The sequence below is a fragment of the Nostoc sp. 'Peltigera membranacea cyanobiont' 213 genome (assembly GCF_002245975.1).
GTDB lineage: Bacteria > Cyanobacteriota > Cyanobacteriia > Cyanobacteriales > Nostocaceae > Nostoc.
On record NZ_NOLI01000003.1, the window covers coordinates 44,842 to 59,541 of the forward strand.

Consider the following 14,700-nt stretch of genomic DNA (forward strand, 5'->3'; position numbering starts at 1 on the left):
CAGTTTTCTGCAATATTGCATACAAGCCAGTATAAAAAGTAAGTGAATAACGATCGCATAATTAATCGCACCCGATCGCTCAATTGAACGGATGCGATGAATTATGTCTGCTCAATGCTATGGGTTTTTACTTAGTGTTGTTGTTTTAATGCAGGAGGAACGGAAAGGCTTATTTAGCTGGGTTCCAAGTGCCGTGGAAGCTGTGGGGAATGACGGTAGGTAATCCTAGTTTGCAAACTGGTTCGGCATCCAGGCGATCGCTATCAAATACCCAAACTTCGCTACGATGAGAATTACCATCGTAGACGACGGTTAGCAGCCAACTTTGTTCGGGGTTTTGGGTATCTTGGGCGTGGATGGGTTCTGAAGGATAACGGTTCTCTCCAAAGTCTGCTTCGGTGAGAGTTTCGGTTTTGCGATCGAAACGAGCGATCGCATTTAACATTTCTTGGCTAATATCTGTTCCCGAACGTGATGTTGACATATATGTGTACCGAGAAGCTTGCCCCACATTTTGCTGTGGTACTGTCGGAAATTCACAATTTTCGTTTAATAGTTGCTGAATTGACGTAACTTTGCCAGTTTGGGGATGCAAATGAACTCGCGTTAGTGTGCTTTTAGCTGGAGTGTGAGTCTCACCTGTTGCTACTTCCTTGAGATATTGGTTAGTTTGAAAATCTTCATAACGGGCAATATCCACAATTACTGAACCGCTAGCATCTACATAACCATTAGCAAAATGCCATTGATACCAAGGTTCGGTTTCTCCACGACTGACTACAGATAGAGTTTCTCGGTCAATAACTAAAATCTGAGTTCCTAATTTAGGTTGCCACTTTAGAGAATCACTATAGCTGCTTATTCCTATTAGCACCGGTAAGACATTCAACCGCACTGGCGGAAGGAAAAATACAATATACTGTCCTGCTAAAACAAAATCATGCACCAATGGTACACCATCTAGCTGGTATGCGGCTTGTTGGATAATCCGTCCAGTGGAATCGCTTTTGTAAATATTCAGCGTCGCATTTTTTCCAGGACTAATACCAAAGTTAAAAATCTCCCCTGTTTGCTTGTCACGCTTACAATGCGCGGAATAGTTTAATCCTTTAGTTAATCCCCCTAAATCATCTTCGCCCAAAGTTTCTAAAGTTTGTAAATCGAGGGCGTGGGGTTTACCACCTTCCCACAGTGCCAAAAGTTTATCTGGGAGTGCTAGCACTGAGGTATTGGCAGCATTCTTAACGGGCTTTTGCCATTGATTCCAAATTGGCCCTGGTGCAGTCATCCCATAATTGCCGTAGAGTAGTTTACCTGCTGCTGCTTCTTCTTGATAGCCAGAGGTTTGCACGTAGCGATAAACTCCGGTTGCAACTGCATCGGTAAAATTTACAGCCAGAATTGCCCCATCTCCATCAAACCAGTGTCCCATGTGAATGCCACCGCGTTCTAGCCGTCCGGGACCATTGCGGTAAAGCGTGCCACGCAAGCCATCTGGGATTTTACCAGAGATAATTGGCAATTGCGTAGAGGGAAATTCTGTAGCTGGTTCTGCGTTAGCGTTCGCGCAGCGTTCCGCAGGAAAGTTCACCGTTGGCGTAGCCTCTCGTAGAGAAGGTATCGCACCTGCCCAGGCTTTTGTTGTTGACTTTATAGTGATAGTATGCATCTAAGGTGCGGCTTGATAAATTATCGATGTACATACCTGCATTCTTACATTTTCATTTATTACTCCTTAACTGAGCTAGCTCATAGTAACCAATAGGAATAATCACTAAAGTGAAGTCAATCAATATTCCAAGTGGTTGAAAAACTATGGTTAGCCAACAAACAATAGATATCGTCAAATCTACAGCACCTGTTTTGAAAAAGAACGGTGAGCAAATCACAACTCGGATGTATGAAATTATGTTTCAAAATCATCCAGAGGTTAGAGAACAATTTAGTATGGCGGCTCAAGCAGATGGTTCTCAGCCTGCGAGATTAGCTACAGCAGTTTATAGCTATGCCAATCAAATTGATAATTTGCCTGCTTTAAAGTCGATGGTAGAGAAGATTGTCTGTCGTCATGTGCAGACTCATGTTACACCAGAGCAATATCCTATTGTCGGGGAAAGTTTACTGCAAGCGATGAAAGATGTTTTGGGAGAAGCTGCTACAGAAGAAGTGATGGCGGCTTGGAGTGAAGCTTATCAGGCATTGTCAGAAGTGTTCATTCACAGAGAAGATGAGATATATATGGGTGAAGAGAGAAAACAACAGCTTGTGCATTTATAACGACAGAATTTAGTACAGCATTTCATTAATTAATTTGGCAATACCCTACAATACTAATGCGTCGGCTTACATTGTTAATGCATCGGCTTGCATTGTTAATGCGTCGGCTTGCATTGTTAATGCGTCGGCTTGCATTGTTAATGCATCGGCTTACATTGTTAATGCATCGGCTTGCATTGTTAATGCATCGGCTTGCATTGTTAATGCATCGGCTTGCATTGTTAATGCATCGGCTTGCATTGTTATTTATTTGGCTAGCTTTTCATTTTTCTATTGTTGCTTAATCACCTATAGGACTCCTATTTGATTTTTGAACAAAATTAGGTATGTAGGGTGTGTTAGAACGAAGTTCGTAACACACCACTATCAAGGGTTTCGTGCGTTACGCTGTCGCTAACACACCCTACGTATCTTTTCAGAAATCAAACCGGATTCCTATAGAACCAACAACATCCGCGCCTCAATCGCTTCCCAGGTTTGGGGCGACACCCGCACTGCTGCTTGTTTGCACTGGATGATGAGGTGATTTGCATAGAGATAATCGCCGAGTGCTTTGGCTTCTTCCTCAGATAAATCGATCATTTTTGTGGTGAGATTGAAAGCATTAAGTAAGGCTTGTTGGAGATGTTTAGCAAATCCCCCAAGTACTTCTTGTGATTTGTGTTCATCAGGAGCTTTAGCTTTCAGTACTTCCATTTGAGCAATCAGCACAGTAAATTTGATGTTATTGAATATTTTTAATTTCTCAAGATTGTAAGTGTATTGGATAGCATCGCCAATAGTACCATTAGTAGCTTCAACAATAGCGATAGCATAGGCGAAGACGTTATCGATAGCGATTGCGTTATCAATGGCGATACCATTGGCATAGGCCATAGCGTTGGAATTGGGGATAGGATAGTCATATATGATGGCATTGGCATAGGCAATAATGTCGCCCATAGCAATAGCAACTGCGCGTTTACCCACAGGTTTAAAATCCCCTGACGATCCAACTGTTACCTGTTCTGCCCAGTTTAATAAAGCTTGTGACTTCGGAGTGTTAATATACTTTTGCGCTTCCTTTTCCATCAGCAGCAGCAAACCATCTGCACCACCGCGCATTAACCCAGCTACTAACAAAAACACCTCTTTCCAACGTTTATCTGTCAGGTGTTCAGTAACTAATTTCTCAATTTGACGATGGTCATCAATATATTGTGCTGTTAAATATTCCTGTAGCGTTAGATGAGAGAAGGAAAAGACATCCTCGGCTCGTTCTACCAAAATTCCTTGTTGAATTGCGATCGCATTCAGCACTGATTCCCCATCTAAATGCTGAGGTGCATTCAGATTGCTTGCTAAAAATGTTTTAATTTGCCCAACTATATCGCGCTGTGAAAAGAATAGCCTGTCAGATTCAAAACCTGTATAAGCAATCTCTGATAGTAATAACTCTTCTAATTCTGTATGCAGTCCTTGATAAATCTCATCTCTGAGAATTCGTTTTTCTGATGCCCACTCTTCTAGCAATATCCGTAGTGCCTTTCGGTAAAGAACACTGCGATTATCTGGAAAGTTTTGGGAACGGTCATAAACTAAACATATAAATGTCAGCAATAAAGGTGTGTGCGCCAACTCTTTTGCAGCTTCATGTTCTGGTTTTTGCAGTAATTCCCAGCATTTCTCGCCTGTCTTTGCTTGTTTGTCTGCTTCACAATGAAACCAGTTATCAATAAATTGCTGAATTTGATCGTCGTCAAAATCTGCCATTCCCACATCGCTAAAGCGGCGAAAACTGCTGCGATAAGCCGCCGTGCGACAGGAGGAAATAAAACGATTTTTATCGTACTTATCAACAAAGTTCTGAATTTCGCTAATTGCCTCAGTCAAATTTTTTGTTGGTACTTCATCTAACCCATCCAGCAAAATTAGTAATTTACCTTCTTCTAAAGCTTTAACTGTAAATTTATCTGGTGATGGAAAACCACAAATACGGAACTCTTCAGCAATAAATGCTTTAATATCGATATTGCCAGATGCAAACCTTTTCAATTCGATAAAAACTGGAATGCAAGCGTGTTTAAACCCTCCTTTTTTACCTTTGAGCGCTTCTAGTCCTATCTTCCGCACAAATGTAGACTTTCCTGCACCAGGGCCACCCAGCACCATCAGATATTGTTTATCGTTAGCAACTTTTATTCCTGCTTGTTTTTTACCATCATGAGATTGAAAACCTCGGCTTTTAGCTTGGCGATAAACTTCTTCTAAATTCTCAATAGATTCAAAATTACGGATAGCATCATTATCTAAAAACTGAACTGCTGTATAGATCGATTCCAACCTTACAGGATCGCGCATTCCCAATACTTTGAGAATACCATGCCGTTCTTCGTAGTTCTGGACATATTGTTTTGATGCGGCAAAAATTATCTCCCTAGTGTTTTCGTCTAGGCTTTTACCAAACATTCCTAGAATCTTACCACCGCTTCCACAAAGGATTTGGAAAATCGGAACTGCTACACCGCTAACGACTGATATCGCCCAAGGTTCCATTCCTGTCATAAGATTATCAGTGAATATGTTTAAAAAATTAAAGCAAAGTTGTATTATCCAACTCTAAGCTCTCTTATGACAACTACACCAAGCTTCAATTCCTGGGTTATCTGTCCCCAACCAAATCCTCAAGCAAACTTGCGTTTATTTTGCTTCCCTTACGCTGGTGGTAACGCGGCAATTTTTCGCACTTGGCCTAATAATCTACCCAGTAATGTCGAAGTCTGCGCTGTGGAATATCCGGGACGGGGAAGACAGATACAGTCAGCACCTTTGACGCGATTAGAACCTCTTGTGGAAGCGATCGCACCAGTTCTGTTACCATACTTAGACAAGCCATTTGCCTTCTTCGGTCATAGTATGGGCGGATTAGTTAGCTTTGAGTTAACCCGTCTACTTCGCTCTCAGTATAGTCTTACTCCCTTTCACCTCTTCATCTCTGCTCGTCGCGCTCCGCAATTGCCACCCATAAAACCACCCCTGCACATCTTATCAGACGCTGATTTGCAGAAGGAGCTACGCAGCCTCAACGGTACACCCAAAGCAGTGTTAGAAAGCGAGGAACTAATGCAGATATTTCTACCGATTTTGCGGGCAGACTTTGCAGTTCTAGAAACTTATATTTACACTCAAAAACAGCCACTGGAGTGTCCTATTACTGCTTTTGGTGGTTTGCAAGACCAAGACGTTAGTCATGAAGCTTTGCAAGGATGGCGAGAACAGACAATCGCTGCTTTCTCATTACATGAGTTCAACGGCGACCACTTTTTTATCCATTCCCACCAAGAATTATTATTTAAACTTATATCTCAAGAATTGCAGATGCGTAAGCGTAGCTGATAGTAGTCATGAGATAAAAAGGAGTTAGGAGTCAGAATATAGAATTTTCCTGACTCTCTGAACTTCTGATGTAAAATATTTCTACTTTTTATTTTTGGGTAGCGATCGCTAACTTTGCCCCTTCAACTTTACGAACCCGATCCATCACCGCTACTACCCGCCCATAATCAACTTTCTCATCAGCATTAATAATCACCAACACGTTTGGATTAGAACCAACTAAAGCACGTATTTGCTCTGTCACATCATCAACTGCAATTGGTTTACGGTTCAGACTTATCTGTTCTTTGTCATCTACCGTAATGGTAATTTTAGTGGGAACTTGCTGTTGTTTCGCTGTGCTGGCCTTCGGTAAATTTACTGGTAAACCTTCTGAGCGGGTTAAGAACAGAGTTGACATGATAAAAAATGTCAAAATCGCAAAAATCACATCAATCATCGGCACGATGTTGATCTGTAACGGAAGTTCTGGCTCATCTTGTAGACGCATACGTTTTTTCTCCTCGTTCATAACGACGGCGGTAGAGTAATTCTAGCTGTCCCCCATACTCTTGAATTAGTGCAATTTGCCGTTGGTACAGTCCCCGAAAGGTATTGGCAAACAAGAGTGTAAAGATCGCAACTATCAATCCTGATGCAGTTGAAACCAAAGCTTCACTAATCCCAGATGTAACACCAGTTGTTTTAGTACCTCCCACATCACCAAGGTTTAGGGAGGCAAAGGAAGCTATCAATCCTAACACAGTGCCGAGAAGACCTAACAATGGTGCTAGTCCAATAATTGTCTCAAAAATGTTTTGGAAGCGTTTGAGTACAGGGATTTCAGCCTGAGCTTCGCTTTCTAATGCCAAACGAAATTCCTCTGGATTTGGCTCTTCCAATTCCAAAGCGGCAAGAAAAATCCGTGCTAGTGGTAAATCTGCGTTTTTCTGAAGTTTATCCATTGCACCGACAACATTATCGAGTCGGTAGAGATTCAAAACATCCCGCACCACACGGCTTTGACGCTGATTTACCCTTACCCAAAATCTAACACGCTCAATCATCAATGCCACTGCCAATACCGAAAACACCAACAAGGGCCACATGACCACACCGCCTGCTGCAAACAAATTATGAATTCCCATGTAGTGCCTCTATAACTTCATCCACAATACAAAATCAGACTACCAGAATCTAGCTCAAGGCTGAAACTTTTTCTCAATAAAATATAAAATATAATGATAATTTTTTCAAATATCATGGTCATGATTTTTATTTAATTATTTGTTTGTCTTATATAAATTAATTTAATTTGATTGAAACAAAAATTAATTTTGTCCAAAAATCATGATAATGGTGGTTCAAAAAGATGTTTTTGCTAATTCGGGGTTCGGTAACTCTATCCAAAATAATTTTAATTTTTGACTTGATATTTGTAACCTTGCATTCTAAGATATCTAAATTAGTGAGAATAGGTAGCAATAGCTATGAGCTTTTCTGGCATTACTGTCGAGCAACGTTCCAAAGAAGTTGAGGCTCTCAAGTCTTTTCTGACTTACAGTCTGATCGGTTCACTGGCGCTGCATATCGGCGTACTGTCATCAGGCATAAGTAATTATTTGACGAGAGTACCTAAAGAAGAAAATGAAGCGATAGAGTTAGCGATCGTCGATTCTCCGACTGCGGAACCAGAAAAACCACTTGAAAAAATTCCAGAAGAACCCAAGAAAGAACCCGAAGTTGTTCAAAAACAGTCTATAGAAGCTCCACAAGTACAAAAACCAGTACAAGAATTTATTGAAAGACCAAAAATTGAGCCAATTCAACAACAACCAAAACAAACTATTCAAAATTCACAGCCAGTTCAACAACCACAACAAACTATTCAAAATCCACAGCCAGTTCAACAACCACAACAAACTATTCAAAATCCACAGCCAGCTAACAGGGAAATTGCTCCCAAGCCAGCAGTCCCTGTGACAACTGTTGCTCCTCAAGGTGGTGGTGGCGGTGGCGGCTCTGGTGTTGGTTTAGGTTCAGGTAGTGGTATTGCTGTAGGTACAAGCAGTGGTACTGGCACTGGTGGAGGAACTGGGACTGGTACTGGCGGCGGCATTGGTAGTGGTACTGGGACTGGCATCGGCAGTGGTACTGGCAGTGGTACTGGGACTGGCATTGGCAGTGGCATTGGCAGTGGCACTGGTAATGGAATTGGCAACCAAACAGAAAAACGTCCGCCAGTAGCAACAGCGCCAATAGCGCCAACACCTCCAAAAATTAACACTTCAGGTAATGGTAATGGTCGTGCAGCCTGCCGCGAATGTAATGCTAAGTATCCAGAGGCAGCAAGACGGCGAGGTGTTGAAGGGAGAGTAGAAGTAGCTGTCGATACTGATGCCCAAGGCAATGTGACTAATGTGCGGATTGCCCGTTCTAGTGGAAACCGCGACTTAGATGAAGAAACCGCCAGACAAGCGCGTGAGTGGAAATTAAAACCCGTAGAAGGAGGCAGACAAGGAGTCTCGATCGCCACTGAATTTGCAATAAAGGGTTCGAGGCGATCGCGCCAAGTTCAAGAACGGCAAGCAGAAAGACAAGCACAAGAGAGAACCCAGCAGACAACGGCTGCAAACTCCACACCAGAAAATCCAAGACGTAGGCGCAGAGAGTTGGCACCTTCATCTAATGAAGCTACAGCTACAAAACCAGCCGAAGCTAGAGCCACAAAACCGGCAATATCTGGATTAAGTAGACGGTTGGAACCTCAAAGAGGGGAAAATTCTGCTCCAAGCTCTAGTACAACTCGCACTCAAGGAAGCGCTAGAGAGTCTTTACGCCGCATCCGGCGCGAGCAAACGGCTACCGATTCATCACCAAAGCCACAACCAACTACAAATCAGCGGCGGCGAAGAGATAACAACACTAGCCAGAACAAGTTACGGGACTCTTTGCGCCGTTTACGCCAACAACCTCAATCGCAACCTGCTGCTCCATCTACTGCTCCTAGTCAGCAGTAGAGCGAGAAAACTTACTGGAATCATACTTTGATTAGCGATCGCCCACCGCTTCCTGTTTTTAGGAGGCGGTTGTTTTTTAGGCATAAATCATGGCTTTCTTAAGCATTACCCTTCTACCATGAGGAGTGCAGTAATTTTATGATGGGCAGTTAGACATACTATGTGCTAATCAATAGTTGTAAATAATTCTCTACTTTCCCATTCGCAATTTCTCTGATGAGGGGGATGAAAATTGCCTGCGCCTAAGAAATAGTCTTAGTGCTTGCTCATCACCGATTATATGCTGAAAGGATAGTCAAGGGATAACTCTCAATTTGTTCATCTGGATTTTATGCTAGATGTCAAATTCACTGATTTGAATAAAACTTCTACATAAACACACACTGATGCACTTTGATTTGCTTGAATAGCTATATTGATAGGACATTGATTCGACGGCAATTCACAATCCTGATTATGGCAAGTAAATTCATTGATGTTAGGGAATATACTGTCAGGGCGCACAAAAGACAGATTCATACTCGTGTTTTCCAGTTTGTCTGTAAAGAGTGTAACGATCTGACAAAGCGTGAGACTTTTGGCCCTCGACCTTTATATTGTGAGAGATGTCGGCCTCCCCAACCGCCGAAGAAATCCCAGCCAACATCTCACAAAGCAAAACCCAGAGCAATGTCTTACAAAAGTGACATCGATTTAAATTGATAAAAGCCTTATGACTCAAAATGGACAACTAGAACCACCTCCGGGCACTTTTCTCTCACCATTGTTGGAATTACGAGACTATTATGCTCGCCTCACAGAAGAGTATGAACGCCTCTTTGTGCAGGCGCGATCGCAACTCGATCATGTAGAAGCGTTGTTGTCTAACTGGTCTTATTCTGATAGCAATAAGCAGATATCAAGACTGACGGCGGCTGATGAAATCTCAAATGTTTCCCAAGAAGGCTCTCTGCGGTTTTTATCACCGCTTGATGACATCCACGAAATCAACTTGGAAGAGTCTCTACAGTCAGAAGTCACATTAGATCGGGTTGAGATCGATAATTCCTTTTCTGCTGCTGTTGATACAAAAGACAAAAAACTTCCCAGTACATCGTCAGATGCAAAGATTGCGCCAGAGAACAACGATAGTTCAACGAAGGTAGCGGAAATTCCCATGCTACCCCAATATAATCACGCGATCTCCCGAATGGAAGCCATCAAACAGCTATTGCAAGAGCAGATAGGTACTGTCTGTCATATCGATTTTATCGTGCGATCGCTTTATGGAGAGTTAGATGCCAATCTCTTCAAAGTTGTTAAAGGTAGGGTTCAATCTTCCCTTACCCAAGGTAGAGAAAGGAATTATTGGGTAACTATTCCCGATGAGCCAGGTTGTTATACTCTGGATTTAAGTTTGGTAGCCCCCAGTAATCGCAATGGTGCTTCTAGGAGTATCAAAAACAAAAATAAGAAGCCTTTCGTACCCCCGATAAAAACAGTACCAATGCTCAAAGCCTTTGAGGGTCAATTCTTAATTGATGCTCTCACCTCTCTATTACGACAAAATCCAGGTAAAGTTTTCAGCGTTGCTGAAGTCATCGCCGGAATTTATGGAGAACTAGATTCCCAGGAAATTAGAGAGATCAAAAATAAGGTGCTGAATGAACTATCTAGAGGCTATCGGACAGGTAGATTCTCTAGGGTTCCTAACCAAATTGGCTTCTATACTTTGGACTCCAATCTGATCTTGAAGGGTAGTTCTCGTTAAATAAATTGGTCATAGGGCATGGGGCATTGGACATTGTTATACTGCCCCTCTGCCTCTTCCCCACTACCCACCTATCCCAAAAACAGCTTATATGCTGGATTCTTGTTTTCATCCCAATAGCGATAGCCCAGGTTATCGAGAAAAGCTTGCCACTCTCCCATCTCGTGGGGGGGAACCTGGATACCGACAACAATTCGTCCGTAGTCTGCGCCATTGTTGCGGTAGTGAAAAAGACTAATATTCCAATCGGGACTCATGGAAGTCACAAATTTCATCAATGCGCCAGGACGTTCGGGAAACTCAAAACGGTAGAGTAATTCATTGTGAGCCAAAGGAGAGTGCCCACCCACCATGTGCCGCAGATGTAATTTTGTTAGTTCGTCATCTGTTAAATCAAGGGTTTCAAATCCTTGAGCTTCAAAGGTTTCTACCATCTTTGCAGCATCAGCACGGTTTTGAATTTGCACGCCGACAAAAATATGGGCTGTTTTTTTATCAGCAATGCGATAATTAAACTCAGTAAGATTACGGTTGCCAATACATTCACAAAACTGGCGAATACTTCCCCGTTCTTCAGGAATTGTGACTGCAAAGATGGCTTCGCGGCGTTCGCCTAATTGTGCCCGTTCTGCCACAAAGCGGAGGCGATCGAAATTCATGTTTGCACCGCAAGCAACAGCAATTAAGGTTTGTCCCTCGATTTGTTCTCGTTCTGTGTATGCTTTGGCAGCTGCGATCGCCAATGCACCAGCTGGTTCTAAAATGGATCGCGTATCCTCAAACACGTCTTTAATCGCAGCACAAGTATCGTCTGTACCCACCAAAATAATTTCATCTACATACTGCTGACATAAACGGAAGGTTTCTTCACCTACTTCCCGCACCGCCACGCCATCAGCAAATAACCCCACTTGGGATAAGCGCACCCGATGTCCAGCTTTGAGCGATTGAGACATAGCATCAGCGTCTACAGGTTCAACGCCAATAATTTTGATTTCAGGACGCAATCGTTTCACATAAGCCCCAATCCCAGAAATCAAACCGCCTCCTCCAATTGCGACAAAAATTGCATGGATGGGTTGCTGATATTGCCGTAAAATTTCCATGCCGATGGTTCCCTGTCCAGCAATTACATGGGGATCGTCAAAGGGATGAATAAAAGTCAATCCTTTTTCCACTTCTAATTCACGGGCATAGCTATAAGCATCGTCGTAAGTGTTTCCATGTAACACAACCGCCCCGCCCCTCATTCTCACCGCGTCTACCTTGACTTGGGGTGTGGTTACTGGCATGACGATAATCGCTTTGGTTCCCAAGCGATTAGCTGCAAGGGCAACTCCTTGAGCGTGGTTCCCCGCAGATGCTGCAATTACACCCTGCGCCAATACATCTGGTGGTAGTTGCACCATCTTGTTATAAGCACCCCGCAGTTTAAAGGAAAATACTGACTGCATATCCTCACGTTTCAACAGGAGTTGATTATTTAGCCGCGCAGACAAATTTGGCGCATACTCCAGAGGTGTTTCCTGGGCAACATCATATACACGGGCAGTCAGGATTTGGATGAGGTAGTCGCAATACATGGGTGTCAAGGTGTGAGCAAAAGCCGGATGAAAACTAATTTTACGTTACAAGCGATCGCACTGGTTTTATTTAATTACCCTCTCTCGAAATATTGAGCCAATAAAATTTAAAAAGTACTAGTATTATTGGAAGAGAAATCAGTCAGTAATTGAATTTTTTTGTTACCTCAAATTTCGTGCGATCGCTGGTAGGTTGATTTTAAAATAATTTCGTCAACTGTCGGAATATTTAACTCAACAGATAAGTATAATGTTACTTATGAACATAAGTTTTCAATTTATGATAAAGTATGCATAGAAGATTAAATTCGGCTGTGTAGTTTGTTTTTATATATACTTGTATTACAGACCTCTCCGCATCTAAATCTCTACACCCTCTGATTCTGGAGACATTATATGTCAATTTACGTCGGTAATCTATCTTACGAGGTTAAAGAAGATGACCTCCGGCACGTTTTTGCAGAATACGGAACGGTAAAAAATGTTCAATTGCCTATCGACCGAGAAACAGGTCGAATGAGAGGTTTCGGCTTTGTAGAAATGGAATCAGACGCACAAGAAACAGCAGCAATTGAAGCCCTTGATAATGCTGAGTGGATGGGTCGGAGCTTAAAAGTTAATAAAGCTAAACCCAAGACTGATGGAGGTTCCTCTGGCGGTAGACGAGGTGGTGATGGTGGTTCCTCTCGCCGCTATTAAGGTCTAAAAGTAAGAGTTTAACTCTAAGGTCTTGAGGGCAGATAAAGCGTCTGCCTTTTTTGCTTTTATTGACTGGCGTAAGAGAAGTTTCTGCAATTGATTATAAATTTCTTTTATGAAGTTATGCTAACGCATAGCTTACCGTAGGTATAGTTTTTTATAGGTGTAGCAACCATGAACCCAGAAGCTAAACATATTGTTAGCGAACTAAGGCATAAGTTTTACTGTAACTTTGCTGCTACTATGAATATGCCGGTGAGCATAACTGGTACATCTTATAGTAGTAATTCACCGATCGCATCTTGGATGGATCGTAGGGAAAGACTGAACTATGTAAATGTATATGCTTATACAGCACCTGATGAATTTGTCCCCCTCCGCCCATTCATTCTTCGACTAGCTATAAATAAGAGTGCTGGGAGAGTGGCGACATTCAGAAAAGGACAAGTCTGTCGCGGTCTTAATTTAGTGTGGGATTTCGAGTTAACTGTACTACCAAAAGAAATTTTAGACTTTCTTCCCTGGATAGTTAACTTAGTTGAGGCTCATGATAAAGGTTCGTCCTTATTGCTACAATCACCACCTCATTTGTTTGAATTCAAAGTGCCAGAGGTTGGGTTATTAAATAATGCCTGGACTCAGAAAGCTTGGCTTCTTGCAAATTCGACAATATCCTAATGGTTGGTGCTTAAGTTGCTTTTAGTAACCGACTAAAAATATATGTGCTTGGGCTTTGTTTGCCCAATAATTAAAGTAGCGAGACTACTTTAGAGAACGTCCCTAACTTTTGTAAACTTTTAAACCAAAATAGTTAACGATGCACGAGTGCTAGAAGGTTCTCTTCATTTGCCTGCTAATCATACAACTCGCGTATTAATACCTGCTATATACCTGATAATTAATAAAGCAATCTACAGAGAGCAAAGATGCAGACTCTCCAAAAACTCTCCCTTCCAAGTATGGGCTGCGGGACTTGGGCCTGGGGCAACCAACTGCTTTGGGGATATGACGAAAGTATGGATGACCAGTTGCAAGCGGTGTTTAACCTTTGCGTAAACAACGGTGTGACTTTATTTGATACGGGTGATTCTTACGGAACTGGGAGATTGAATGGTCGAAGTGAGTTACTGCTGGGACGATTTAACCAAGAATATGTAGGTTCAAACAAAGAAAATATTTGTATTGCGACTAAACTTGCTGCTTACCCGTGGAGATGGACACGCAACTCAATGGTAAGGGCTTGCAAGTCATCTGCCCAACGCCTGGGGAAAAACGTAGATTTGGTACAAATGCACTGGTCAACAGCAAATTATGCTCCTTGGCAAGAGAGAGGGCTGTTAGATGGTCTTGCCGATTTGTATGAGCAAGGACTAGTTAAAGGAGTGGGGCTATCTAACTATGGGCCTAAACGGCTCAAACAAGTGCAAAAAAAGTTTGCAGAACGAGGCGTTCCTATTACTAGTCTGCAAGTTCAATACTCTTTATTGTCTACATATCCTGTCACCCAATTGGGACTGAAAGACCTTTGTGATGAGTTGGGAATTAAATTGATTGCCTACAGCCCTCTAGCTTTAGGACTACTGACAGGAAAATACTCTGAGCAAGGCCCTTTACCCAAAGGTATCCGAGGTTTGTTATTTAGGCAGATATTAACGGGAATGCGTAGACACGAAGCGCCTTCTGGCACCAAATCGCTTCTGCTATGTTTGCAAGAGGTGGCACAGTTCAGAAACAAAACCATGTCACAGGTAGCAATTAATTGGTGCATCTCTAAAGGAACCATTCCCATCCCTGGAGCAAAGAGTGTGGAACAGGCGAGGGAGAATATTGGTGCGTTAGGTTGGCAATTAAATGTCAGTGAAATTGCAGAATTGGATAGGGCGGCGGCAAATACAGACAAAAAAATGGTACAAAATATCTTTCAAACTAAGTAGAACAGCCTAATTGTTGAAGGGAGTAAAATCAATTTTAATTCCCTGTTCGCGTAGTATCCCGCAGGGAAGGGGTTAACCGACCT

13 protein-coding genes are annotated in these 14,700 nt (G+C 42.4%); 8 read left to right on the top strand and 5 right to left on the bottom strand.

Translation table 11 applies throughout. The features are described 5' to 3' along the window. Nucleotides 1–169: 169 nt before the first annotated feature. A complete protein-coding gene (locus tag CDG77_RS01420) occupies nucleotides 170–1,669 on the bottom strand; it encodes a carotenoid oxygenase family protein (protein WP_094327526.1) in 1,500 nt (499 codons plus the stop codon). 146 nt (nucleotides 1,670–1,815) lie between these two features. Between CDG77_RS01420 and CDG77_RS01425 the strand changes: the two genes are divergently transcribed. Further along, complete coding sequence (locus CDG77_RS01425; RefSeq protein WP_094327527.1) at nucleotides 1,816–2,277, top strand: globin domain-containing protein; 462 nt, start codon at nucleotides 1,816–1,818, stop codon at nucleotides 2,275–2,277. Between the two features lie 435 nt (nucleotides 2,278–2,712). Here CDG77_RS01425 and CDG77_RS01435 read toward each other — a convergent pair whose 3' ends face one another. Then, entirely contained in the window at nucleotides 2,713–4,821 is a 2,109-nt protein-coding gene (locus CDG77_RS01435; protein ID WP_094327529.1) for an NACHT domain-containing protein, read from the bottom strand. Nucleotides 4,822–4,887: 66 nt separating this feature from the next. On the opposite strand from CDG77_RS01435, the gene CDG77_RS01440 reads away from it, so the two are divergent. Then, nucleotides 4,888–5,652, top strand: coding sequence for a thioesterase II family protein (locus CDG77_RS01440; protein ID WP_094327530.1), 765 nt, complete (start codon nucleotides 4,888–4,890; stop codon nucleotides 5,650–5,652). Nucleotides 5,653–5,740: 88 nt separating this feature from the next. Here the strand turns inward: CDG77_RS01440 and CDG77_RS01445 are convergent, their stop codons facing one another. Together CDG77_RS01445 and CDG77_RS01450 are read right to left on the bottom strand one after the other, a co-directional pair. After that, complete coding sequence (locus tag CDG77_RS01445) at nucleotides 5,741–6,142, bottom strand: ExbD/TolR family protein (protein ID WP_094327531.1); 402 nt, start codon at nucleotides 6,140–6,142, stop codon at nucleotides 5,741–5,743. After that, nucleotides 6,126–6,779 (bottom strand): MotA/TolQ/ExbB proton channel family protein, encoded by a 654-nt coding sequence (locus tag CDG77_RS01450; RefSeq protein ID WP_094327532.1) that lies wholly within the window; start codon nucleotides 6,777–6,779, stop codon nucleotides 6,126–6,128. The genes CDG77_RS01445 and CDG77_RS01450 overlap by 17 nt, the downstream gene beginning before the upstream one ends. 342 nt (nucleotides 6,780–7,121) lie before the next feature. Between CDG77_RS01450 and CDG77_RS01455 the strand changes: the two genes are divergently transcribed. The 3 genes from CDG77_RS01455 to CDG77_RS01465 all read left to right on the top strand — a co-directional run bounded on the left by CDG77_RS01455 (nucleotide 7,122) and on the right by CDG77_RS01465 (nucleotide 10,401). Next, on the top strand, nucleotides 7,122–8,651 hold the full coding sequence (locus CDG77_RS01455; RefSeq protein WP_094327533.1) for an energy transducer TonB: 1,530 nt from the start codon (nucleotides 7,122–7,124) through the stop codon (nucleotides 8,649–8,651). A 456-nt stretch (nucleotides 8,652–9,107) separates the two neighbouring features. Continuing rightward, entirely contained in the window at nucleotides 9,108–9,353 is a 246-nt protein-coding gene (locus CDG77_RS01460) for a hypothetical protein (RefSeq protein WP_094327534.1), read from the top strand. A gap of 10 nt (nucleotides 9,354–9,363) precedes the next feature. Beyond that, nucleotides 9,364–10,401: a hypothetical protein gene (locus tag CDG77_RS01465; RefSeq protein WP_094327535.1), complete on the top strand. Its 1,038-nt coding sequence runs from the start codon at nucleotides 9,364–9,366 to the stop codon at nucleotides 10,399–10,401. Nucleotides 10,402–10,472: 71 nt separating this feature from the next. Here the strand turns inward: CDG77_RS01465 and ilvA are convergent, their stop codons facing one another. Next, on the bottom strand, nucleotides 10,473–11,984 hold the full coding sequence (ilvA, locus tag CDG77_RS01470) for a threonine ammonia-lyase, biosynthetic (protein ID WP_094327536.1): 1,512 nt from the start codon (nucleotides 11,982–11,984) through the stop codon (nucleotides 10,473–10,475). Nucleotides 11,985–12,380: 396 nt separating this feature from the next. On the opposite strand from ilvA, the gene CDG77_RS01475 reads away from it, so the two are divergent. The 3 genes from CDG77_RS01475 (at nucleotide 12,381) to CDG77_RS01485 (ending at nucleotide 14,617) form a co-directional block, all read left to right on the top strand. Then, complete coding sequence (locus CDG77_RS01475) at nucleotides 12,381–12,683, top strand: RNA recognition motif domain-containing protein (protein ID WP_094327537.1); 303 nt, start codon at nucleotides 12,381–12,383, stop codon at nucleotides 12,681–12,683. Nucleotides 12,684–12,857: 174 nt separating this feature from the next. Continuing rightward, on the top strand, nucleotides 12,858–13,361 hold the full coding sequence (locus tag CDG77_RS01480) for a hypothetical protein (RefSeq protein ID WP_094327538.1): 504 nt from the start codon (nucleotides 12,858–12,860) through the stop codon (nucleotides 13,359–13,361). A gap of 248 nt (nucleotides 13,362–13,609) precedes the next feature. After that, entirely contained in the window at nucleotides 13,610–14,617 is a 1,008-nt protein-coding gene (locus tag CDG77_RS01485; protein WP_094327539.1) for an aldo/keto reductase, read from the top strand. The last annotated feature ends 83 nt before the right edge of the window (nucleotides 14,618–14,700 follow it).